This window comes from Lentilactobacillus diolivorans DSM 14421 (assembly GCF_001434255.1).
GTDB lineage: Bacteria > Bacillota > Bacilli > Lactobacillales > Lactobacillaceae > Lentilactobacillus > Lentilactobacillus diolivorans.
This window is the reverse complement of sequence record NZ_AZEY01000108.1, coordinates 1-23,985: the sequence shown is the minus strand read 5'-3', so window position 1 is coordinate 23,985 and position 23,985 is coordinate 1. Positions and strand designations below refer to the sequence as shown.

Sequence of the window (23,985 nt, the reverse complement as noted above, 5' to 3'; positions counted from 1 at the left end):
ATATTGATATGATTGCCAACTTTAATCATTCAACTGCTTAGCCAACCATATTCTTGTTATTATTATGTATTCAAAACGGAGTTGAAAACAACTGATTTGCTTTCAACTCCGCTTTTAATTAATTCCAATGGCCTAATTAGTCAAACTATGTAGATTTTTAAGCTCACGATACAGTGAAATCAGTATTATCACTTATTTCACTGCATTAAAGATCCATGTAACGCCGTATTTATCAACAACTTGACCATATTTATTGCCATTTGATTTCTTTTCAAACGTGATAATAACCTTCACTTCTTCAGAATCAGCAACTCGTTTGTACAAGCTTTCCAGTTCCGACGCTGCGTCAGAATCATGTAAATCAACCTCAAACATCAATGAAATCAATGACGAAACAACTGGTTTTCCTAAGAAACTGTCAGCACAATAAACATCTTTCCCAAGGATTCTAAAACTAGCATTCATCGTTAAATTATCAAGATTAACATCTGGATTAAGTGACATTTCTTCAGCTTGTTTTTGTGTTGGTGCTTGGCGCTTCACATCCGTAACTCCAAATACCCGCTTGTAATATTCAAGGGCACTTTTCGTGTTTTCAAAGGTTAGATATGGAATTAATTTTATATTTGTCATGTGGTCAGCAACCCTTACTATGATATTTGGTTCAAATTTCAGAATACCGTTAATTGCGATTGTTGTCAATGTTAACAGTGCTTAAACGACTGTTATACCGCGATACGTTAGTAGTAGCTATTAATCAAAATGAACCGTTTCGAACATGTTTTCACAGTTTTAGATCATAAAAGTGCTACACTATTTACAAATTAAACTTGGGAGGAAATTCGACATGCAACTTGCCATTACAATTTTTGTTTTAAATGCGCTTTATATTTCCATCAATACCTTTCGAACGATGCTAGTCGTCAAAGGGCACCAATTTTTGGCACCAATCGTTGCAGTTTTTGAAGAATTTGTTTATGTTATGGCTCTGGCGATTGCTTTGCAGCATATTGATAGTCCATTAAACATTGCTGCTTATGCAATTGGTTTTGGGGTCGGGATTTATATTGGCATTGTGATTGAGAATAAAATTGCGTTAGGATATGTCAATTTCCAAGTTACCGTTCAAGTGGATCCTAAGAATCCGATCCATGCTCACAATGAGGAATTGGCCGAAAATTTACGAAATCTGGGTTATGGTGTCACAGTTAGTAAGGCCTATGGTCGGGATGGCGATCGGCTGGTCCTCAGTATTTTGGCCCCAAGAAAGGCCGACCGGCGCTTAATGGAGCAAATTACGGAGCTGTCACCGGATGCGTTTATCATGGTCCAGGAACCTGTCCAATTATCGGGCGGATTCTGGAGCAAGGAAGTTGATACGCGGTATCATCATGTAAATAAGTGAGAGTGCAAAGAGCCACGGTTAGCTTCCAGAATATAAGCCCCTTAACACCATATTCCTGAATTTGGAATATGGTGTTAAGGGGCTTATATGGCCGGAAGCTGTGGCTCCTTTGCACGTTTTGGTAAACATTCATTCTATTATTCACAGTTAAGTCAATTCCAAACTAACTGCATTTGCCAGAAGTTGCCCTTCTTTCTACGTTTCCGTTTGGTAATAATCGTGATTATTATAAACAAGGACCTGGATAAATGACTATTGTTCCAGACTCTTTTATTTTTTTATAGCCGTTACATGCTTCAATTAAGCAGGATAACCATTTTCACCGTTTCTCCTAATTCACATTCCCCAGAAATCATTTCACACCCAATCCGGATTATTTGTCGTCAAATAATCCCATTTGCCGAAGGGCTGCCTTAACATCTTGGACGGATTTTTTAGTTTTATCACTCATTTTTTCATGAACTGGACTACCCTGAGTCTGCCCGATCCTCTTACTTGAAGGTTTGGAATCTGATGGATCCTGCGCTTTGGCTGATTTAGCCTGTTGCATCATCGTTCGTTTCTCTATTTTAGGTGTCAGCGATGCTTGATAATCGGCTTTCCCCATTCGATCCATCGTTTCATTTAGCAATTCATCGACAAAGTTATTACCCTCATTACTGGCATGGCCTTTTGTCCACTTAAAATTAAGCTGCCTAAATTTACCTAAATTAGCGTCAATTTGCTGCCAAAGTTCTCGATTCTTGAGCGTTTGCTTTTCAGTCGGCTGAGACGAACTGCCACGTTTCCAACCTTTGCGTTTCCAACCAGCTAGCCACCCTTTCGTAATGGCATCCAACACGTACTTTGAATCAGTAATGACCGTAACCTTTTCTTTTTCCAGATCATTCGTTATCAAATAGTTCAGTGCCTGAAGCAATCCCATAATCTCCATTCGATTATTAGTCGCGCCAAATTCACCACCGGAATTAGAAACCTGTTGTGTCTCAGTTAGTATCAAATAAGCCCACGCCGCCTTGTCACTGGCCTTAACATGACCGCCTAAATGGTTACCATGATTACGAGAACCGCCATCTGTGTATACAATGATTGTCCCTTCTTCAGTAATCACATCAGAAAAGTCAAAATTTTCAGCTGATTCATGCTTACGAGAAGCAGTTTTTGGCTTGGATTTAGAATTAATTGGTCCTAAATCTAATTGCGTGGCTGAAGCTTTACCAATAAAGTCTTCAGCTTCCTCTCGATTTTTAAAACTTTTATATTTGGCTCCGGGATATCCTTTCACTAACTTTTCAGTTTCGTTCCAAGATGTAAATACTCCGGTTTTTCGGCCTTTTTTAACTGCGTAGTATTTCATAACTTCGCTCCTAATGAATAATTTTTCAGAAAAAATGTTAATAATTGATTATAATCTTTCTATCTACTTTTCAATTAGATAAATCTATGCGAAAATGAATAATAAAGGGGGCAAATTCATATGACCCAAACTAATGCCACATTGATCACGGTCGATGAAGCCAAGGCGTTACTCAAAGACCGTTCAGATCAAATAAACGAACGTTTCCCACGATTAAAAAGACAAGGTAAGTATATTTTACCCGATTACCGTCTAACTCGAAAACGGGAAGCATTCAAGATTCGTAAACATACATTTTTGCAACGCCATGCCCGTTCGTACGTTGCGTTTGATTCAGAAAATGGGCAGACACTTTGGATGCATAATTTTCCGAGCTTAACGGAATCGCTATTCTGGTTGGATACAGGGCTCAAACCAACTGATACTGATACTAATACATCTTATAAGCAGTGGAAAGTTAAACACGAAGAAGACATTAATACGCTCAAGAACATTTTAAAGGAACGTTCACGAGAGCGCAAAGCCGCACTGGCTAAAAAGAAGCAACCTAAGAAAAACCCGGCACACAAGGGCGCTTAGTTGATAATTGGTCCTGTAGCCTTCAACTTTTAATATCAGATTCGGTACGTGATGAGACATCGCTTGTATCATTAACGATCAGGACAACGCCACTTAAAAAACATTTATTCCCGGGATGCCCGGTTCAAAAAAGCACACTAATATTTGTTTTGATTTTTGATTTAAAATTCAAAACTTATCTTAGTGTGCTTTTTTGATCTTTTTAGAATGTAAAGTGATTAGTAACTTCTTTAGGCTTAGTTTCAACCAAAATCTTACCCTGATGGATTGAATACAGGATTTCAGAACGTTCATTTAATGCGTTATAGAAATTATCATTATTCATAATAATACAATTAGCCGGCATGCCAACCTTAATGCCATAGTGATCAGTAATGTGCATCGCCTTGGCACCATTTGTGGTAATAAATTGATAAGAATTTAGAATATCATCATAGCCCATCAAATGGCCAACGTGAATCCCCATTTCAACCGGATCCAACATGTTACCATTCCCCATTGGATACCATGGATCCTTAATATCGTCTTCACCAAAGGCAACGTTAATCCCATCAGCGGCCAATTCCTTAACCCGGGTCATTCCGCGTCGCTTGGGATAGGTGTCAAATCGGCCACCCAGATTGGTATTGACCAGTGGATTGGCAATAAAGTTAATTCGCGACATTTTTAACAGTCTAAACAACTTGTACGTGTAAGCATCATTGTACGATCCCATCGCTGTCGTGTGACTGGCAGTGACTTTATCTCCCATGCCACTTTCTAAAGCCAGGGTCGCTAATGTTTCCAAGCTTCGAGACTGTGGGTCATCAATTTCATCACAGTGAACATCCACCAATTTATTCTGTTGCTCAGCTAATTTCATCAAGAATTGCAACGACTGAACCGCATACTCACGAGTAAATTCAAAGTGAGGGATGCCACCGATAACATCTGCACCAAGCTTAGCCGCTTCAGTCATTAATTCTTTGCCGTGCGGAAATGATAGAATACCTTCTTGAGGGAACGCAACCAGTTGTAATTCAACCTGATCCTTAATCTCATCACGCACTTCAATCAATGCTTTTAAGGCAGTTAAGTTGGGATCAGTGACATCAACATGGCTCCGGACAAATTGAATACCATTTGAGACTTGAATTTTAATCGCTTTTTTTGCCCGTGATTTCACATCATCGATTGTGAGCTTTTTCTTGCGTTCACTCCAAATCCGAATACCGTCAAACAACGTCCCGGTCTGGTTCCATTCCGGATCACCGGCAGTTTGGGTTGCGTCCAGATGAACGTGTGGATCAACGAACGGCGGCAACATCAATTTATCAGTCGCGTCAATCACCCGTTCATTATCTTTAGGTTCAAGATCCGCCGCAATTTCAACAAACTTGCCGTCTTCAATTCGAACGTCTGTCTGTGGTTGGGCATTCTGAATATGGACATTTTTTATTAACATTTTAATCCTCCATTGCAAAATTAGTCATCAATATTATACCGCACTTACACTGATTCCCCTGGCTGATTAAGAAAAAGGCATTCACTCGATCCAACACATCACCCGCAAATGTGAGATAATACACATAGAATATTATCGAAAGGTGGCAGATCTCATGCGTTCAAGGGGAAGACTTGCCCTACCACAAATTTTAACATTGGGCTTTTTAAGCATTATTTTGATCGGAACTATTTTGCTTTCACTACCGTTCTCAAGCGCCGCCGGACACGCCACTAGTTACATTAACGCATTCTTTACGGCAACTTCGGCAACTTGTGTCACGGGAATGACGGTTGTTAATACGGCGTTACACTGGAGCCTATTTGGCAAAATTGTCATTTTAATTTTAGTTGAAATTGGTGGCTTGGGATTTATGTCCTTTGCGGTCCTACTGTTTGTTTTCATGCGCCGCAAAATGGATTTAACAACCCAGCTGCTTACACAGCAATCATTGAATTTACAATCCTTCGCCAACACCAGAAGTATTGTCATGCTGGTAATTGAATTATCACTGTCGATTCAATTGCTTGGCACCGGACTCATCTTTATTGATTTTTACCCACGCTATGGTTTTGTCAAAGGACTGGGGTATAGCATTTTTCATTCGATCAGCGCGTTCTGTAATGCGGGGTTTGACTTGTTTAATAATAGTCTCGTCCGCTTTCAAAACGACCCCTACCTCTTATTCGTCTTGACCTGCTTGATTATTTCCGGATCCTTGGGCTTTTTAGTGTGGAAGGACCTGTTATTATATCGCAAGGATCATTATCTGAGTCTACATACCAAATTAGCACTCACAACTTACTTGGGCCTGATTATCATCAGCTTTATTGTCTTCTTAATCACTGAGGGTAACTTCAGTAATGAATCACACCTAACTGTTTTTCAGCGACTAATGAACACCTATTTTATGTCAGTAACGCCCAGAACCGCTGGTTTTTACAGCTATCCCATGACCAAGGTATCAATGGGTGGGATGTTTTTCACCATGATTCTCATGTTAATCGGTGGGACACCAGGATCTACTGCAGGTGGTTTAAAGACAACAACCGTTGGCATCCTGTTAATTCGAGTTTGGGCAACGTTGCGTGGTAAACGGGATGCAACTTTTTGGGGCCGCCGCTTTTCAGATGACAATGTTCAGCGGTCATTAACCTTGGTTTTCTTAGTTGCTGTAGTGCTATCAATTGCGACGCTGATTTTAACGATTACCGAAACGATTCCAAAACATTTCGGGATTGAATATATTCTGTTCGACGTCGTTTCGGCATTTGGAACGACCGGATTAACATTGGGGCTAACACCACACCTCACCATTATCGGTAAATTGATCTTTGCCGTGTTGATGTTTATGGGCCGGGTTGGTGTCTTCACAGTCATGTACTCATTACTGACATCCAAACGCCCCGAAGACGCATTCAGGTATCCAGAAGAAAATATTATGATCGGCTAAATCGGCTGAACACATCAATATAACAATTACAAATGACAAGGAGGATTTTTATGAAAAGCAACTATGCAGTCATCGGCCTTGGCCTTTTCGGTAGCAGTGTTGTCAACACGCTACTGGAACACGATCAGGAAGTCTTGGTCATAGATAAAAATGAAGCCCGGGTAAATTCCTTTCGTGATATTGCAACCGAGGCAATCGTCGCTGACACCCAAAACGAACTGGCCTTACAACAGTTGGGAATTGGTAATTTTGACAATGTCTTCGTCACAATTGGAACCGATTTGGAAGCCAGCATTATGACAACCCTAATTTGCAAGGACCTGGGCGTCAAACATCTCGTTTGTAAGGCCGAAAATGCCCGTCACGCCCAAGTACTAGAAAAGTTGGGTGCCGATGAGATTATTCAGCCAGAACGCGATATGGGCCAGCGAATCGCATTACACGTAATGGAGCCAAAAATCCTTAACGATTTAAAATTAAATGGCCAACTATCAATCGTTGAATTTGAATTAACCAATTCTAAATTCTTCAACCGGACACTGAAAGATCTTAACTTCACCAACCGATACGGAATTTCGGTTATTGCCATCTCACACGCAGATACGGAGGGCGCGGCGATCCCCAATCAGGCAACCTTGATCGAACAGGGAGATGTCATCACGATCATCGGAACATTAAAAGATGTCGAAAGGTTTGAGGAGGTTGCAACTAAGTAACCAGAGTGGGCCAGCAAGTGGTTAGACTCCAGAATATAAGCCTCCTAACTTAATATTCCCGATCTTGGAATATTAAGTTAGGAGGCTTATATGGCCGGAGTCTGCTTGCTGGCCCACGTTTCCACTAAATAAAAAGCTCAACGGGATATTCCCGATTTTGGAATATTAAGTTAGGGGGCTTATATGGCCGGGGCCTGCTTGTTGGGCCACGTTTCAGCTAAATAAAAAGTTCAACGAGCTATTCCCGATCTTGGAATATTAAATTAAGGAGCTATACAGCTGGGTTTTATTTGTTGGACCGCATTTCAACTAAGTAAGAAGTTAAACGAGGTATTCCAGGTTTAAATATTGGGATAATTTGGCTGCATGGCAGTTGCCTTTTGCCTCACTCCAAGCCGCCACCCACGCTCATTCAGTCAAAATTTCCTAATACTTAGGTATAAAAAAAATCCAACCAGATTAGCTCCGGTTGGATTTTGCATTACTTAGCAGGCTTTTGCTTCAAGAAGTGTTGCAAATCTGCTAATTCTTTGTTTCGCTTAAGATCGTTCTTACGGTTAACTGGACGACGTCCTTGTACGCCGTGTGGATGACAAATACGCATAATAAGACTCTCCTTATTTATTATTACATTTCTAAATTCCAATAGACTAAACTATTATAATACAGATTACCACTCAAACGCAAATCAATCTCCTTTTTTAAAATTAGATTTTCTCTAACAATTTCCTTATTTTGTGTTATTCTTAGTAGTTAATAGTATAAAAATACATTTTGAGGTGATTATTTTGGCAAACGAATTTCCACAAGCTCTTACAATTGCAGGTTCAGATAGTGACGGTAGCGCAGGGATGCAAGCAGATTTGCATACTTTCTTCAGACGACATGTTTATGGTGCATCGGTCATGACGGCGTGCGTTGCTGGAAACAGCTACGGGATTCACGATGCCGTTAATTTACCAGAATCATTTATTAACCAAGAATTTAAAGATTTGGCCGATGACTATCATATTCGAGCAAGTAAAACCGGGATGTTATCAGACTCGGATTTAATTCGAACTGTCATTAAAAATTATCAAAAATACGACTTTGGTCCCCTTGTTGTTGACCCCGTGATCACAACTAAACACGGTAACATGTTACTTGAACAAAGCGCTTATAAAACGTTGCGGGACGAGTTAATCCCATTGGCTTACGTGATTACGCCCAACTTTTTTGAAGCCCAAAAATTGGCTGAAATGGAAATCAAAACTGATGAAGACATGAAAACAGCCGCCGAGAAATTAAAGGATCTTGGCGCTAAGAATATTTATTTAAAGGGCAGTCACCACAACCCTGGTCAAACAAAGGTTTCCGATTACGTACTTTTGGAATCCGGTAAGAGTTTTTGGTTAACCGGCGACTTCTTCCCAACGGATCGAAAAAACGGAACCGGGGATAGTCTTTCAGCATGTATTGCTGCTGAATTAGCCAAAGGAACCGATATCGAACAAGCTGCTCGAATTGCTAAGAAGTTTGTAGATATTGCGATTAAAAACGAGATTCAAGTGGGTCACAAATTTGGTCCAATTAACCATTGGGCACCGGCCGACGAATTATAATCTCATTTTACAAATCGGTCATCATAAAAAGTACCTGTCGCAAACTCGTCTTAGTTTGCGACAGGTACTTTTTATGATGCTGATACTACTTTAAGTCAATATTGCTCCTTTTTCTTTGTAATATCTCGATCTGTCCACCATGATACTGGAACCATGATAGTAAGAAAGACTGTACTAACAATAAAAGTTTTTGTAAACGCATGGGTTAATTGATAATCATTATCCTTCTTTATTTGATTAAGGGCTTGGGATAATGCCTGCTTCTGTGCGAACAAGGAAATCATGGTCGTTAATTTTGATTGCCCTAATACCAACCGCGAATCACCCTGTCGAAGTTTCCCTGATTCAATCACAATCTTGTCAAAATCATTATTTGGATTACCACTAGTCAGTCCAGCATTATCAGCAACTCGTAAAATCCGCGTAACAAATGCATTTTTACCATTTCTTAATTCAACATTTTTTCTATGAAGCTTATCATTAATCTGATAAAGGAAATAAAGATCGGACTTTCTTGAAGGCTGAGATAATCCATTAATCGAACCAGCCGCCTTACGCAGTTTACTGACATCTATTCGACGATCAATGTTCGAATTTCCGCTATATCTGAACTGATGATTCATTTCACGCAATCCCGTTTTCCTCAAATTCTTTGAAAAACTTTTTGTTTGGAAAATTCTGATGGCATCATTCCGGGTCGTTCGAACTCCAACTTCAACATTGTGATTTAACATACCGACAAGAAGTGCAATCCCAAGGCAAGTTCCCAATTGCCTGGCTGCATTCACCATTCCAGAAGCAATTCCTGCTTTTTCCTCAGGAATATACTGAACTGCTGACACCAAGGATAAGCTACCAAGACCAAATCCTAGTCCCAACACACACATGGCAAATATCATATTAAAAATAGTGACATAATAAGTCAGCTGTGTTAACAAAAGCGAACCGGTTGCCATCATTAAGGTACCTGCCATAAGTGGCCAACGAAAACTCAATTGCTGTCCTAATTTATTCCCTACCGGCATCGCAATCATTACCATTATTGAGCTAAACATAATAATGCATCCAGCACGCAATGGCGAATAACCACGGATATTTTCAAGAAAGAAATTAAAAACGACGCTGGAACAAACAATACAAAATCCACATGTAAAATAGATTAACGTGGATGCCGTAAAAGTTAAATTTTTAAAAAGTGAAAACTCCAATAAAGATTCTTTTTTTCTAATATCACTGATAATAAAAATAATTATTATAATAATTGCAGTAATTGATAATGAGAGAATGCGTGGAGACGTCCAACCATAGTCATATCCTTTTAATAAAATAAACGTGACTAAAAACAGTGCCACACTTAACATGGTAATTCCAATGTAATCAATTCGTTGAGAAATTGTTGGGTCATAGGACTCCTCAAAACAAATCATAACAAGAACCATCGTAACTATCGTAATTGGTATATTCACTAAAAAGATAACATGCCAAGTCCAATAATGAATGATTACGCCACCGGCAGCAGGACCTATTGCAGCCGCTAAAGCAGCAACTGCACCAATCTCACCAACAACTTTGTTGGCTTGGTTGCGACCAAATAGTGATACACACAGTGGAATAAGAATTGGCGTTGTAATTGCACCTCCAACACCTTGTAACCCGCGAGCAATTATTAACATTTCAATTGCTTGCGATATACTGCATAAAAATGATCCGAAGCCAAAAATAATTAATCCACTTAATATCACTTTTTTACGACCCAACTGATCCCCCAGCTTCGCGGCGGGAATCATTAGAACAGATAGTATTAGCACATAAACTGTGCTCACCCAATTGCTAACTGTAAGCTTTGTACCAAAATAGTCTGTAATGTTCGGTAACGCAATATTCGTAATCGTGGTATCAAGTGTCACAACAAACATAATTAACATAAGTGCAAGCAATCCTAGCTTTTGTTTTAAATTATTTTTCATTTGTACTCCTTTATATTCGTTTTCTCTGGAAACTGTTTCATGATGAAACAGTTTCTTAAAAAATAAACGGCTATTGCCGCTGTCGTTCTTTAATTAGTTTTCGTAAAAATTTTTCTGTTTGATCGCTAATCGATATCAAATCTGCAAGGGATTCTTCTGACACCCCTTGATAGATCGTAATCAACTGTTGATTCATTGCATTCACATACTGATGATGACTATCAGCAGCTCGTTTACCCTGCTCCGTCAAATTAATTGCCACTCGATTTTCCGAGCCTTCAGCAAATCCCTTAATAACCATTTTCTTCTTAACCAATTTTTGAATGAGTTTTGTTGCTGTGCCTTTGGTTATTCCCAAATATCCAGCTAATTCGGTTAAAGCAACATTGGGATACATTTCAATTGTTGCAATCGCATGGATTTCAGATGGAAATAATGGAATTCCCGTCCCATAATCATCAGTTGTCTGCTCTAATTCGTTGTATAAACTTGCCACCCGTTCAAATGGTTTAACAAGGCGATCAATCAATTGAGAGTCCTTCAAAACAATCTCCTTTCGTGTTTCCATATGAAACAGTTTCATTATTAAACTTATTTTAATAATTGTCAAGGATCATTTTGTTCTCACCTCATTCATTGATAAGTTACCATTTATCCGGACTCCAAATTCGCCCATCGATTTCCTGCTGTGCCTGTTCGATTCGCTTCCCCTGCTCCCTTACCAAATCTTGAGCTGCCAAATAAAGTGATTTTTTGATAAATGACTGCTCCTCATTTTCCAACTGCCCTAATTGTTTGATCAACCACTCATTGGTATCTGTCATTTCAATCACTCCTCCTGATCTCGAATTAACTTGATATTCATTTTTAAATCATCAATTTGATCCTGTTGATCATCAATTGCCCCAATTACTAAATCAAGTATTTGCTGCTGTTGAGGTGCTGTATCGAGTTTGCTTTGTTTTAGTTGAGCTAATAGCCACTTCTCCCGATTTTCCAAACTTAACGGCATCGGTGCATTTAGATACTGTAAATAGGCCACTAATAACCGTTGTTTATCAGTAACCTCTTTATAGTTAAATTGATCAACCACGAATGGTTTTAAATAAACCATCACCGCTTTGTTGGCAAACGCTTCAAATGGCCGCAAAATCTCTGACATTGTATATCGCTCACTGCCACCCGCTTGAAAATCTGTTAATGCATCTCCTGTCGTCACCACAATTCCCAATTCCTTGTTTTTTAGAGACTGGGTTGCAACGATGAACTTGCGGGTGAAAACATCATCCATATACTGTTTGAGACTAGCCGGTGAAGAATACCAATAGAGTGGAAATTGAAAAATAATACGGTCAAAATTTTGGATAAATCGTTGTTCTCGATCAGGATCAATTTTTGCTTTAGAATAAAGATGATCCAAAGAATACCAAGTACTCTCATCAACAAAATCAGCACTGGTTTTAAAAAAGGCTTCGGTGGCTGATTGTTCAATATTGGGATGTGAAACCATAATTAATGTTTTCAACTAATCACTTCATTTCAATGTTTATTGGAAAAACCGGGCGTTCTGCCGCCACGGGTTCTCATTAAGTCCTTCATTAATATTGTATCGTAACACGTTTTGAATAAAGGAGAAAAACAATGGCAAAATACAACGTTCATACAACTTTAAGAAACATTGGCTCACAAACAATTAATACGGCCGGAGTTCATCAATTTATCGCTGACGAACCGACCATCTTTCGTGGAACCGATGCGGGTCCAAACCCGGTTCAATATCTGCTTGGATCGGTTGGTGCTTGTTTGGGGGCAAGTGCAGCTTCAATTGTCCATCGCCCCAGTTCAAATATCAAGATTAAAAAATTCGATGTTGAAGTCGACGGCGAAACAGAACGGTTCCCTGATAAATCATCCCGTGTTAGTAAAATTCACGTCACACTGGATTGTGAAACCAATCTGCCACCTGAGGAAAACCAAAAGTTTATCGAAGAAACGCTTCACCTCTGTACCGTCCATAATACATTAAAGGACGCAGTTGACTTTTCTTTTGAGATTAAATGAACCAGAGTGGACCAGCAAGCGGTTAGACTCCAGAATATAAGCCCCCTAACCTTAATATTCCTGATTTTGGAATATTAAGGTTAGGGAGCTTATATGGCCGGAGTCTGCTTGCTGGTCCACGTTTTAACTAAGTAACAAGTTCAACGGAATGTTCCTGATTTTGGAATATTAAGTTAGGGGGCTTATATGGCCGGAGTCTGCTTGCTGGTCCACGTTTTTTCTACTAAGAAAAAACTTCAACGAGATATTGCGGGATTGAATACTTGGATAATTCAATTACATGGCCGGAAGTTGCCTATTTTTCCACATCTTCACCTGGTAATAATTTTGATCGTCACAAAGGATGCTGGGTAAAATGTCATTTTTCACGGCCTCATCCAATTTTAAGTGATTGTCAGATTGGCAAACAACTTTAAAAGCAGTCTTTAAATTAATAAGATAACAATGACCGTTAGCACTCTAATAAAAGAGTGCTATTTTTTACCACTATTTTTTTATAATTAATTTTATAGATCCCCATTTGACAGCATTTAGCCAACTAAAAGTTTAAAGTAAATTCTTGCCATCATAACTAATTCATGATAATATATAGTTGTCCATTAGGGGAACAGACATTCTCCTTCTTGGAACGCACAATCAAAAAAATGACAAATATGGGGGAATTGTATATGGCTAATGATATTTTTGACGCTGGTTTTGATGATCTTTTTAATGACCCATTCTTCAAGCAGAATTTTCCAGCAGGTAACGGTCACCAAGAAATGCATCGAATTCCAGTTCAAACACAAGAGCGCACTCCTCAAAACAAACAGACATTATTAGATCAATACGGAACCGACTTAACTAAAATGGCTAAAGAAGGCCAACTTGATCCTGTAATTGGCCGTGATAAAGAAATTGAGCAAATGGAAGAAGTTTTAAGCCGCCGGACTAAGAACAATCCAGTACTGATCGGTGAAGCCGGTGTCGGTAAAACCGCGGTTGTTGAAGGCTTAGCCCAAAAGATCGTTAATGGTGATGTTTCCGAGAAACTTTTAAACAAGCAGATCATTTCAATTGACGTCGTTTCACTTGTTCAGGGAACCGGTATCCGTGGTCAATTTGAGGAACGAATGAAGCAATTAATCGATGATGTTTCAAAGAATAAGAATGTCATCCTGTTTATTGATGAAATTCACCAAATCATTGGAGCCGGCTCCACTGGCGAAGGCGACAAGATGGATGCCGGTAATATCCTCAAGCCCAAGTTGGCTCGTGGTGACTTCCAGCTGATTGGTGCAACAACCAGTAATGAATACCGTGACATTGAAAAGGATCAGGCGCTTGCCCGTCGGTTCCAGCCAATCATGGTTAATGAACCAAGTGAAGCCGATACACTGACTATTATTAAAGGATTAGCACCAAAATACGAAAAGTTCCACAATGTTCACTATACCAACGACGCATTGAAAGCTGCTGTGACATTCAGCAATCGTTATATCCAGGATCGAATGAACCCTGACAAAGCGATTGATTTGATTGACCAAGCCGGCGCAAAAGTTGCAATGGGCTCATCAATTACCAAAGATAAGTCAGCCTTGCAGCAAGAAGCGAGTGAACTTAACAAACAAAAGATTGCGGCTTCTAAGAAAGAAGATTTTGAACGAGCAGCCAAGTTACGTGACAAGTTAGATAAAGTTAATGGTCAAATTAAGGCCATTGATAATGGTACAAAAGTTGAAGTTCCCAAAGTTACGACGGAAACAATTAAAAATGTTGTTGAACGGATGACTGGCGTTCCGGTTACAGATGTTGATAAAAATGATGTCAGTCAATTAAATAATCTCGAAAAGGACATGAAACACAACGTTATTGGTCAAGATAACGCCATTGATGCCATTTCAGCCGCCATCAAACGTAGCCGGGTCGGCTTCACTGAAGGCAACCGGCCAATTGGCAGCTTCCTCTTCGTTGGCCCAACCGGAGTTGGTAAGACTCAAACTGCCAAGGCCTTAGCAAAGGAACTATTTGGCACAACCAAAGCAATGTTTCGTTATGACATGTCAGAATATATGGATAAGATTAGTGCCAGCAAGCTGATTGGTTCAGCACCCGGCTACGTTGGTTACGAAGAAGGCGGTCGATTAACTGAACAGGTTCGTCGCCACCCATATAGTTTGATTCTGCTTGATGAAATCGAAAAGGCCCATCCAGATGTCTTAAACCTTTTGCTTCAAATCCTGGATGACGGTCGATTGTCAGATGCTCAAGGTCGTACCGTCGACTTCAGCAATACCGTTATCATTATGACAAGTAATGCTGGCCAAGGCGAAACCGATAACAAACAAAACGTCATTGATCGATTGAAGCCCTACTTTAAGCTTGAATTTCTGAATCGAATTGATGATATCATCCAATTTAATTCATTAACCAAGCCTGATCTGCTAAAGATTCTTGATCTCATGCTAACGGATTTGAATAAACTGGTTGACAAGTCACGTGGTATCAGCTTCACAGTTGCTGCTGATGCTAAAAGCAAATTGGTCGACATGGGTTATAGTAAAGAATTAGGTGCGCGACCAATGCATCGGGTTATCACCAAAGAAATCACTGATAAACTGACAAACAGTTATCTTGAAAACCCAGACGTTAAAGACTTCAATGTTACCTTAAATAAAGATGAAATTGCAGTGGTTCCTACCAAATCAACGGAATCCGTAGGTGCTAAGTAATTGATCCAAGCAAAATACGTTGACAGGTTACCCGAATATTGGTATATTATAGTCAATGTGTTTCAGGAGTCGATTTTCAAAGGTACTTGTTTTATAGTTTTATGAAATAACTTCCTTGGAATCAGTTCAACTAGATGCATTAAAATTTATGATGCGCAAAAAGCGCAAGGAGGTTTCATATATTATGAAACAAGGTACTGTTAAATGGTTCAACGCTGATAAAGGTTATGGCTTCATTACTACTGACGATGGTGACGTATTCGTTCACTTCTCAGCTATCAACAAAGACGGCTTCAAGTCATTAGACGAAGGCCAACACGTAACCCTTGACGTTGAAGACAGCGACCGTGGACCACAAGCTGCCAACGTTACTGTTGTTGACGACTAATTAAATAGTTATTAACTCGAAAGCCAGCGATTTTTCGCTGGCTTTTTTAATATCATTTTTTATTAAACTCAATATGGTAACGAAGATCATTTAACTTCCAGAGTCCAGACAGCTTAATCACTATTGGTTGCCTTCCAATTATCATCTTTACGACAAATAACGACTAATAATAGGAAGCAGAGAAGCACTCTCCAGCTTCCTTGAAATACATCATTCTCCGAACAACAAAAAACTATTGCTGCAACTTACCCGTGAAATTAGCCAAGTTGTCTTTTTCATCTGGTACAAATGTATACCACACTCTATGATTAGCATAGTTAATAATTGAAGCTTTCTTCATGGCCTTGGCTGATTGTTTTTCTAAATGACCAAATGACGGTGTTGGTTGCCCCTTCGCTACTACTCCAAACATAAAGCCATGAGTACCGCTGCTATCCACTGAACTGAATTTACGTTCCTCACTCGTTAAATTAAAAATCATTTTGCGCCCATTTTTGAACCCGCCAAAAACTTTGTCCCGGTATTGAACAACTAAAAAAACAGGTGCTTGCTTTACTGGCACTTTTGTAAATCCGAAAACGGCTTGATTTCCTTTAGTATCAATAGTGAATACTATCACGCTTTTCTTATTGAGTTGCTGCCCACTTACACTGGTCGGCATCGCTTGGGCAGGCGATTCATTTCGCCTTATGGTGTATGTAGAAATGATAATCGCAACTATGATAATGAATAACCCCAACATAGGTTTAACCTTAAATCTTGCTCCAACCCATTTCATTCAAACACTCCCTAAAAATTAATCGGTTGTGTTATATTTTATTAGTAGACTTTGAATTTTCTGTGAACGGGGAATGTTTTAATCGTGAAATTAAGTTACCAGGCAACAAACTTTAATTATGATAATTTCAAAAAATGCAAGTTGATCTCAACATATGAATCAACTTGCATTTTTTAATACCATCTCATCAAATTTTTATGGATTAATCAATCATATTAGTCTGAATTCGACTCGTATCAACCTTACGTGGATCATAAGTTTCGGTGGTCTTACCCAAGGTCATTCCAGCAACCGGTGTTTGGCCTTCTGGAATATTTAGTTCTTTAAGCAATGCCTGGTTCTGATTTAAAGCGGCAATGACACCCCAAATATGGCAGGCACCTAACCCCAATTCAACTGCGCCAAGATTCATATTTTCAACAATCGTTGCGCCATTTGAATAAGCTGAATTATCGGCTGGTGATCCAACCAGTTTAGCCGAAACAATGATAAACGTTGGTGCACCATAGAGCATTGATCGATCAGTGTGAAATGTTTGCTGAGCATTTTGATCCAACTTTTGAAGAAGTTCCTTGTTCGAAATGACTGTTAGCGAAACATCCCCATATTTTCCCATCGCAACCGGTGACGCATAAGCTGTCTTCAAAACCGTATCAAGTTCGTCCTTGGAAGTCGGCTCCCCAGTATAACTGCGAACTGATTTTCTATTAACAATCGCATCTAGTGTATTCATTATGAATCATCCTTTCATTTGTTTACCTATATCGAAAGCGTTTTCAGATGCTGTTCATATCTATTTTAGCAGACAAATGACGATTGTTAACCAGTTCATTCTCAATTATCCTCATTCAGTACATTTCAATGGAGTTCAACATATAAAGGTGCAGGATGTGATCGAAGCCAATAACGGCTCGACCATATCCTGCACCCTTATAACATTAATGAGTTTGTTCTATGACACCATCCTCAATAACTGCATAACGCTTCCTTGATAAGTCATACCAAATTTACCTAGATGAAGCATCAAGTAATATAACTGATAGAACGGCAGCCGATCTTCGTATCCCTTATCAAATGGATATTCATCCTGATATCCTTGATAAAATTCCGGTTCAAATCCAGCAAATACCTGGGTGACACCAATATCAAATTCACGGTCACCGTAAAAAGTTGCGGGATCAATAATAACCGGGTTCCCTTTTGAGTCAAACATGAAATTGCCAGACCAGAAGTCACCGTGAAGCAGTGACGGCTTCGAATCATGAGTTGTCATCAATTCTTTAAAACGAGTTAATGCGCGCTGATACATAGCATCCATCTCGCCTGTCCACAATCCACGCTTGATGATAATCTGTTTGCGATATTCCAACTTCTCATTGATGAAGAACGAGGCCCAATCAGGATACCAAACACCTCCTTGATCAGACTTGCCCTCCGGATCATCAGCGTTAAAGCCGAATTTACCATTCACACTGGTCCGCTTATGGATTTTGGCAACAACCCGGCCAAGCGCGTACTGATCACCAAATGATTGAGAATTAATATAGCTCAGTAGCAGATAGGCATCATTTTTCCACATGCCATTGGCTAACACTTTCGGTGTCTCAGCAGTTTGACCAAGTAAGTAGAGACCGGCAATCTCTTCTTTATAGAAATCTTTGGTATCACTTTGATGCATCAGCAGAAAGTAATTTTGGTGGTCCTCACTTGTTAACTTATATGCTTGATTGACATCACCGCCACCAACGGAATGGTAGTCAATAACTGGTTTAATTGGCAACTTTTCAAGTAATTCTTTATCCATTTTATGAATGCTACCTCAAATTGAGGTAGACGATTTCCCTTCTTTCAACAATTTGAATTTGGGCAGGAAGAACTTAATTATTATAAATCCATCTAAGTCCATGCTAATTTTCTGAAATCAAAATGTCAAAATAACGAGAATTTAAGCTTAACTTGAATAGTAACCATTTAAGCTTAATATGTGATCGGGTCATCCCCAACTATGCTTCAGCTTGTTGGGTCGCCTGAACATTTTTCTTATCACTTTCAAGAACTGATTGAATATAACCATCAACGTCAAACGTCCCGGAAAATTCAGCAAGGTGAACTAGATTTCTCAAAAAATCATGGGTTTTAGCTTCATAATGATGCTTCAATCCTAATTCATAGATGTAACCATTGATATAATCAACCTCGGTTTGGCGATTCTTGGAAATATCCTGATACATAGATGGGAAATGAAGTGGATTAGAAACCCGGCTAACATAGGAAACGGTCTCCCATTCCTCCTGTCGGGTGTTTAATAAAGTAATTCCGGCCCGTTCGCACACGTCGAAGGCTTCATCAATTAATTGAACGCCCAGCTTTTTAGCAACTGGTGATTGAATATATTCACCCATTCGGATCTTAAACATTGTGCAAAGGGTATTGATAACTGAATTAAAGATTACTTTTGCCATTAAGGTACCTAAGAAATTAGTCGTCAAATTAGGATTTAACCCAGCTTGAGTAAATTCATCAACAATCTGATGCGTCATTTGGTCGGGCTCTTCAGTTTCATTGGCAATATTCATTGAGCCGGCACCCTTAGGCCCAATAAAATCAACATCGCCGGCTTTATTCAGGACAGTTCCAATTAATGCCGTTCCACCTAATAATCGTTCTTTAGGGAAATATTGGTTAAGTTTTTCAACATGGCCCATTCCATTCATACAAGTCACAACATACTGCTTATCATTAAAGAATCGCTCACAGCGTTTCAGAAAATCTGTGAGTTGATACTGCTTAGTAAAGACAATCAACACATCTGGATCGCCTTGATACTCTTCGGGGTAATAAATATTTACCGGGACAAGATGTTTATTTTGACCGTCTCGGGATACATAGACCCCCTTTTGCGCGCGAATTGTTTCAACTTGTTTGTCCCAAGTATCAACGAAATCAACATCGTAACCTGCTTCTTGAAGTAAAACACCATAACGCAATCCCATTGCACCTGCACCTAACACTGTATATTTCATAATACTAACTTCCTTTCTCATTTTCTTATGTAAGAATCGTCGTTAAAACAATTAACTGGATAGTTCAAAAAATCGCAAATAAAAAACGCCCTTCTGTCAGATTGACAAAAGGACGACATTCGGCCGCGGTACCACCTTCATAAACACAGATTCTGTGTTCACTCGTTAATTGCTTTAACGGCCAACGCCGAAGCTGGCTAACCTTTCAGCTCACCAACTTAAAAATAAAGCATGAACAAAACGTTCGCCGAATCCAACGTTACCTCTCAGCCACGGATAACTTCTCTGTAATTGAATTAACGTGAACGTGTTATTCAAATTGATAGTTCGTATTATGAGTACTTGATTAGAATTTGTCAACAGTTTTTTAAAAAATAATGTGAATACAGATTTAGCGTTCCGATAATTACTTTGGCTGTCGAACCGGATTGATGCGAAATCAAAATTGGTATGATCTAACTTTTCACTCGTTTAAGGTTGGTTGGTTTGCGATCACTTTTCGGTTTGTATTCGCCCCATTAACTACTATAAATTATGACTTCTTGATCCTCAAAAATGCGAACCCGGTTACTAACTGGAATAGGGTTTGACCGGTTTGCCTTCTCACTTGATTTCTTTTTATTCAGATTAACATCCCTAATTGTCAGACTGTTAACCAAACAAATTAAACACTAGTAACAAAGATGTTTATTAATTTTATTCACTAATCAAGTGCCACAAAAAAGTTGATAACAAATAATGATTAGTCACTAAACCAGGCCTCAAAAACAGCTTCCGGCCGTGTAAGGGGCTTATCCAAATATTCAGGATCGGAATATTTGGATAAGCCCCTTACTCTGGAAGCAAAGCGTTTTTTGCCCCACTCTTTAAATAATTAATCTAATTTTTCGATCAAGAAATCGGCTAATTCATCAGGATCAATATTAGCAAAGTGACCCTTCTTAACCGCTTTTTTTACAACTCGTTCGCTTATCTTTTTACCAGTTAAATAAGCCTCAATGGTATCCACGTCACCATCAAGCTTAAAGAAGGGATTAAGCTTTAGATGTTCAACCTTACCATCATCAATGGTCCAATTTATCCCTAATTTCCCCGCTGACAGCTCTTTATCCGCGTAGTCATAATATCCGGGATTATGACCAAAGTTCCAAGCATCAGTGCCATACGTCTCTTCTAATCGTTTATCCGCACGCTGCCAGTCCTCATCGGTCATGTGATAGGTTTCAATGTCATCTAACGACTTCACTTGAAAAATCTCTTTTAAAAGGTACTCCCGAAGATCGGCCATTGTCATCCCATCTGGTAAATAGTCCTTCAAATTGACGATTTCACTCCGTTTTGACAACACGCCCAACCGTTTTTGCTTCTCAAGTTGATTCTCGGTTAAACTCCGCTTGGCATTCTCAATGTTAAGATCGTACATAATCGTGCCACCGGCTGCCAAACCCTGACCACTCTTAAACATCGTCATCCCTGACCACTTTTTGCCATTTAAAATCAAGTCGCTGCTGTTTTCTTTCATTTGGACATCTAAGCCTAACTTACGGAGAGCTTTCAGGACAGGTTCTGCAAAGTGTGCGTAATCACCAAAGTCGTCAGCATTATCGGTTAAAATATTTTCAAAAATAAAGTTTCCCATGTCATGATAAACAGCGCCACCACCAGATGTTCGCCGAACTAGTTCAATCTTGTGTTCATGCAAATAGTCAATGTCAACTTCTGCCCACGCATTCTGATTTCGCCCAATGATAACAGATGGTTTATTAATATAAAACATGAATCCATGGCCGGGTAACTTTAAATCGTTAACAAAATAATTATCCAGTGATTGATTGACCCGAGCGTCGTAGCTTGGTTGTCCGTTTCTAGAAATATCAATTAAGTACATGGTAAATCCCTCCAATAAACCACTATTTTTCATTTCAAATGTTGCAAAATAAACCGTTTTCAAACTCTATTGTCCATTATACGTTATACTTGAAGTAAATAATATCGAGGCGGTGTCATTATGGCAAAAATTTCTTTCTGGCAAAAAGTCAAAATTTTTTTCACTGGTAAAAAAGCAGCTGCACCAGTTGAGGCCAAGGTCAAAGATGGCATCTGGTACACAGTCGATCCAGATGCCAATTATTTATTGGGAATTGACGAATCTGTTTATCAGCAAATTGGCAAGATTACTTTCGCGGATTTTCCAACTCAGCTTACCGATGTTCAGGTTGATGATGACCTATTAGACATTGAAGGTGACAAGTCGGTAGAGACGCTTAAATCACCCGTTGCTGGAAAAGTCATTGACCGTAACAAGGAGATTGGTAAAGATATTGATCGGTTGAATCAACCCGATCCTAAAACCAATTGGATCGTGAAAATCAGACCTGCCAAATGAAATTCTTTCATGAATTGAGTTAAAAATGGTTGCATATTTCAAATTTGATCTATAATGGATATAGATACAAAAAGGAGGTAGTTTTACTTATGGCAGAAGATATTAATGAAGAACCAGGTGCAGAATCCCCATTATTGAATAAGCATATGAATGAGGCTTTCGACTGGAGCGATAGTAAACTTCCAGTACGAGATGCTCTTTGGGATTATTACATGGAAAAGAACGATCACGATACCATGAAAACTGGTCAAGACATGGAAAAATATATGGACATGTCAACCGATGATCTTAAAGCAGACGCTGAAAAGTTACTTAAAAAGTAATTTTTTTCGGCCAAAAACACCTAACACAACTCGTGTTAGGTGTTTTTTACATTCCCACTTAGTAATAATTATGACTATCCAAAAGGAACTGAGCAAAATGATTATTGCCCCAGTCGCTTAACAAAAAAGTCTTCAATTGCCTAACCTTTTCCCACAATAATTATCATACCGACTTTTATAGCTTCCCTTGGGCTTTATCCAACAACTTATTTGAAACAAATTCGCTCGTAAACCGTTGCAATGGCGTGTATTCGTGACGATCCTTAAATGCGACCGGGATAGTTTTAACAATTGCGACCATTAAGTTATTCTCTGTGATAAATACCTGTCCCAGTTTCTGATATTTTCCTTTTGTATGTTTTCCCGTTCGCCAACTGTGAAGTTTAAAATTTCCTTGTTCATCCTGTTTAATTTGATAATTTCCAGAATCATCCGTTTCAAGTGGAACACCAATATACTGAGAAACCTTATATTTACCTTTCAATCTTTCCGAGTCCTTTCATTTGAAATAGTGCCTGACTTATATTATAAATGATTCACTCATATTTACTAATGACTCATTAAATATTAGAGAACCTTATGCCCATATAAATAATTTCAAAACCGCTTGTGTGCTTTATCTAATTATGCCCAAAATTAGACTTTCCTGGTATTATTTTGCGAACCTTATCAACTATCGATTTTTTGCGGTACAATAACTACTATGACATCAAATTCGCAAAGAGGTGAACTTTATGAGCAATATCAAAATTGTAACGGACTCCGCCATTCATTTATCCCCAGCTGATATCCACAATTATCATATCCACGTCATGAACCCACCAATTTTAGTGGATGGCAAATTATACGGTTATGTTAATAAGATTAGCAGTGAGAAGTTCCTGCAACTTTATAACCAATCTACTAAGAAACCCGTCATTGGCCAAGTTAGCGTTGACAAACTTGTTAAAACATATGATGAACTTGGTGCGGATGGTAGTCAAATTCTATCAATCCATCTCAGCGACAAACTAACTGATACTTACGCTAATGCTGTTAAAGCTGCGAAAAAGACAAATAGTCGGGTAACCGTGCTTAATAGCCAAGTCACTGCCGCTGGCCTAGCCTACCAAGTCACCACCGCCGCAAAAGACATTCAAACGGGAAAACCATTACATGAAATTCAATCTGATCTTGAAAACATTCGCAACAACACCCGAATCTACTTTTCCGTCCAGTGCAATCTTCAATTAGTTAACCATCAAATTGTCGGAAAACTGCGTGGATTGCTAGAGCGTCAAATGAACGTCCAATACATTCTTCAATTCACTAACAATGAATTCTCATTCGTCACTCGGGGGCGAAAAGAGGAGCTGGTTAACAAATTTTGGGATCAGCAGTTAAGGACGATGCACCATGAACGAATTGTTAAACTTGCCATTCTTCATTCTGGTGGCTCACAACGCGCAACTTTTTTATACAAAATGTTGAGCGATGAATTCCCATTTGTTCCGATTTCAATGATCGCAACAAATCCAGAAATGGCAAGCTTTATTGGTCCTGAATCAACCGGGGTTACCTATTTACTGGGATGACAGAGTGGGCGAGCAAGCGGTTAGATCCCAGAATATAAGCCCTCTAACTTGATATTCCTGTTCTTGGAATATCAAGTTAGAGGGCTTATATGGCCGGGATCTGCTTGCTCGTCCACGTTTTAACGGCTCTTTGTCAACTGAGGTTGATATCAGCTTATATAGCAAATCCGAAAGGATTTG

25 protein-coding genes are annotated in these 23,985 nt (G+C 39.1%); 11 read left to right on the top strand and 14 right to left on the bottom strand.

Annotated elements, in window-relative coordinates:
• Nucleotides 1-192: 192 nt before the first annotated feature.
• Nucleotides 193-633, bottom strand: a complete 441-nt coding sequence (locus FC85_RS14360) for a VOC family protein (protein WP_057866209.1) — start codon at nt 631-633, stop codon at nt 193-195.
• Between the two features lie 214 nt (nt 634-847).
• Between FC85_RS14360 and FC85_RS14355 the strand changes: the two genes are divergently transcribed.
• Nucleotides 848-1,405: a DUF2179 domain-containing protein gene (locus FC85_RS14355; protein WP_057866208.1), complete on the top strand. Its 558-nt coding sequence runs from the start codon at nt 848-850 to the stop codon at nt 1,403-1,405.
• A 373-nt stretch (nt 1,406-1,778) separates the two neighbouring features.
• On the opposite strand, the gene FC85_RS14350 is transcribed toward FC85_RS14355, so the two are convergent.
• The gene (locus tag FC85_RS14350) at nt 1,779-2,762 is read right to left on the bottom strand and encodes a ribonuclease H family protein (protein ID WP_057866207.1); all 984 of its coding nucleotides are present in this window, start codon (nt 2,760-2,762) and stop codon (nt 1,779-1,781) included.
• 120 nt (nt 2,763-2,882) lie between these two features.
• Here FC85_RS14350 and FC85_RS14345 point away from each other — a divergent pair, with 120 nt between their 5' ends.
• Entirely contained in the window at nt 2,883-3,341 is a 459-nt protein-coding gene (locus FC85_RS14345; protein WP_057866206.1) for a hypothetical protein, read from the top strand.
• Between the two features lie 202 nt (nt 3,342-3,543).
• Here FC85_RS14345 and codA read toward each other — a convergent pair whose 3' ends face one another.
• A complete protein-coding gene (gene codA / locus FC85_RS14340; RefSeq protein ID WP_057866205.1) occupies nt 3,544-4,785 on the bottom strand; it encodes a cytosine deaminase in 1,242 nt (413 codons plus the stop codon).
• Between the two features lie 154 nt (nt 4,786-4,939).
• On the opposite strand from codA, the gene FC85_RS14335 reads away from it, so the two are divergent.
• Both FC85_RS14335 and FC85_RS14330 read left to right on the top strand, forming a co-directional pair.
• Nucleotides 4,940-6,277, top strand: a complete 1,338-nt coding sequence (locus tag FC85_RS14335; RefSeq protein WP_057866204.1) for a TrkH family potassium uptake protein — start codon at nt 4,940-4,942, stop codon at nt 6,275-6,277.
• 50 nt (nt 6,278-6,327) lie between these two features.
• Complete coding sequence (locus FC85_RS14330) at nt 6,328-6,993, top strand: potassium channel family protein (RefSeq protein WP_057866203.1); 666 nt, start codon at nt 6,328-6,330, stop codon at nt 6,991-6,993.
• Nucleotides 6,994-7,474: 481 nt separating this feature from the next.
• Here the strand turns inward: FC85_RS14330 and FC85_RS16220 are convergent, their stop codons facing one another.
• Nucleotides 7,475-7,597: a hypothetical protein gene (locus FC85_RS16220; RefSeq protein WP_263862689.1), complete on the bottom strand. Its 123-nt coding sequence runs from the start codon at nt 7,595-7,597 to the stop codon at nt 7,475-7,477.
• Between the two features lie 184 nt (nt 7,598-7,781).
• Here FC85_RS16220 and thiD point away from each other — a divergent pair, with 184 nt between their 5' ends.
• Entirely contained in the window at nt 7,782-8,594 is an 813-nt protein-coding gene (thiD, locus tag FC85_RS14325; protein ID WP_186825103.1) for a bifunctional hydroxymethylpyrimidine kinase/phosphomethylpyrimidine kinase, read from the top strand.
• A gap of 95 nt (nt 8,595-8,689) precedes the next feature.
• Here the strand turns inward: thiD and FC85_RS14320 are convergent, their stop codons facing one another.
• The 4 genes from FC85_RS14320 to FC85_RS14305 form a co-directional block, all read right to left on the bottom strand.
• Nucleotides 8,690-10,561, bottom strand: a complete 1,872-nt coding sequence (locus FC85_RS14320) for an MFS transporter (protein ID WP_057866201.1) — start codon at nt 10,559-10,561, stop codon at nt 8,690-8,692.
• Between the two features lie 70 nt (nt 10,562-10,631).
• Nucleotides 10,632-11,129, bottom strand: coding sequence for a MarR family winged helix-turn-helix transcriptional regulator (locus FC85_RS14315; RefSeq protein WP_057866200.1), 498 nt, complete (start codon nt 11,127-11,129; stop codon nt 10,632-10,634).
• Between the two features lie 76 nt (nt 11,130-11,205).
• Nucleotides 11,206-11,385 (bottom strand): hypothetical protein, encoded by a 180-nt coding sequence (locus tag FC85_RS14310; protein WP_057866199.1) that lies wholly within the window; start codon nt 11,383-11,385, stop codon nt 11,206-11,208.
• Between the two features lie 5 nt (nt 11,386-11,390).
• Nucleotides 11,391-12,086, bottom strand: coding sequence for an NAD(P)H-dependent oxidoreductase (locus FC85_RS14305; protein WP_057866198.1), 696 nt, complete (start codon nt 12,084-12,086; stop codon nt 11,391-11,393).
• A 116-nt stretch (nt 12,087-12,202) separates the two neighbouring features.
• On the opposite strand from FC85_RS14305, the gene FC85_RS14300 reads away from it, so the two are divergent.
• The 3 genes from FC85_RS14300 (at nt 12,203) to FC85_RS14290 (ending at nt 15,721) form a co-directional block, all read left to right on the top strand.
• The gene (locus FC85_RS14300) at nt 12,203-12,622 is read left to right on the top strand and encodes an OsmC family protein (RefSeq protein WP_057866197.1); all 420 of its coding nucleotides are present in this window, start codon (nt 12,203-12,205) and stop codon (nt 12,620-12,622) included.
• A 668-nt stretch (nt 12,623-13,290) separates the two neighbouring features.
• A complete protein-coding gene (locus FC85_RS14295; RefSeq protein WP_057866196.1) occupies nt 13,291-15,333 on the top strand; it encodes an ATP-dependent Clp protease ATP-binding subunit in 2,043 nt (680 codons plus the stop codon).
• A gap of 184 nt (nt 15,334-15,517) precedes the next feature.
• A complete protein-coding gene (locus FC85_RS14290; protein ID WP_035178119.1) occupies nt 15,518-15,721 on the top strand; it encodes a cold-shock protein in 204 nt (67 codons plus the stop codon).
• A 232-nt stretch (nt 15,722-15,953) separates the two neighbouring features.
• Here FC85_RS14290 and FC85_RS14285 read toward each other — a convergent pair whose 3' ends face one another.
• The 5 genes from FC85_RS14285 to FC85_RS14265 all read right to left on the bottom strand — a co-directional run bounded on the left by FC85_RS14285 (nt 15,954) and on the right by FC85_RS14265 (nt 21,410).
• Nucleotides 15,954-16,499, bottom strand: coding sequence for a hypothetical protein (locus tag FC85_RS14285; RefSeq protein WP_057866195.1), 546 nt, complete (start codon nt 16,497-16,499; stop codon nt 15,954-15,956).
• A 202-nt stretch (nt 16,500-16,701) separates the two neighbouring features.
• Nucleotides 16,702-17,232 carry a nitroreductase family protein gene (locus FC85_RS14280; RefSeq protein WP_057866194.1) on the bottom strand — a complete coding sequence of 177 codons (531 nt, stop codon included), beginning with the start codon at nt 17,230-17,232 and terminating at the stop codon, nt 16,702-16,704.
• A gap of 219 nt (nt 17,233-17,451) precedes the next feature.
• Nucleotides 17,452-18,303 carry a fructosamine kinase family protein gene (locus FC85_RS14275; protein WP_057866193.1) on the bottom strand — a complete coding sequence of 284 codons (852 nt, stop codon included), beginning with the start codon at nt 18,301-18,303 and terminating at the stop codon, nt 17,452-17,454.
• A 199-nt stretch (nt 18,304-18,502) separates the two neighbouring features.
• Nucleotides 18,503-19,522, bottom strand: a complete 1,020-nt coding sequence (locus FC85_RS14270) for a ketopantoate reductase family protein (protein WP_057866192.1) — start codon at nt 19,520-19,522, stop codon at nt 18,503-18,505.
• An 874-nt stretch (nt 19,523-20,396) separates the two neighbouring features.
• Entirely contained in the window at nt 20,397-21,410 is a 1,014-nt protein-coding gene (locus FC85_RS14265) for a lipoate--protein ligase (protein ID WP_057866191.1), read from the bottom strand.
• A gap of 120 nt (nt 21,411-21,530) precedes the next feature.
• Here FC85_RS14265 and FC85_RS14260 point away from each other — a divergent pair, with 120 nt between their 5' ends.
• Together FC85_RS14260 and FC85_RS14255 are read left to right on the top strand one after the other, a co-directional pair.
• A complete protein-coding gene (locus FC85_RS14260) occupies nt 21,531-21,908 on the top strand; it encodes a biotin/lipoyl attachment domain-containing protein (protein ID WP_057866190.1) in 378 nt (125 codons plus the stop codon).
• A gap of 89 nt (nt 21,909-21,997) precedes the next feature.
• Nucleotides 21,998-22,231, top strand: a complete 234-nt coding sequence (locus FC85_RS14255; RefSeq protein ID WP_057866189.1) for a P8 family protein — start codon at nt 21,998-22,000, stop codon at nt 22,229-22,231.
• Nucleotides 22,232-22,406: 175 nt separating this feature from the next.
• Here the strand turns inward: FC85_RS14255 and FC85_RS14250 are convergent, their stop codons facing one another.
• Complete coding sequence (locus FC85_RS14250) at nt 22,407-22,715, bottom strand: DUF7671 family protein (RefSeq protein WP_057866188.1); 309 nt, start codon at nt 22,713-22,715, stop codon at nt 22,407-22,409.
• 250 nt (nt 22,716-22,965) lie between these two features.
• Between FC85_RS14250 and FC85_RS14245 the strand changes: the two genes are divergently transcribed.
• A complete protein-coding gene (locus tag FC85_RS14245) occupies nt 22,966-23,805 on the top strand; it encodes a DegV family protein (RefSeq protein WP_057866187.1) in 840 nt (279 codons plus the stop codon).
• Nucleotides 23,806-23,985: the final 180 nt, after the last annotated feature.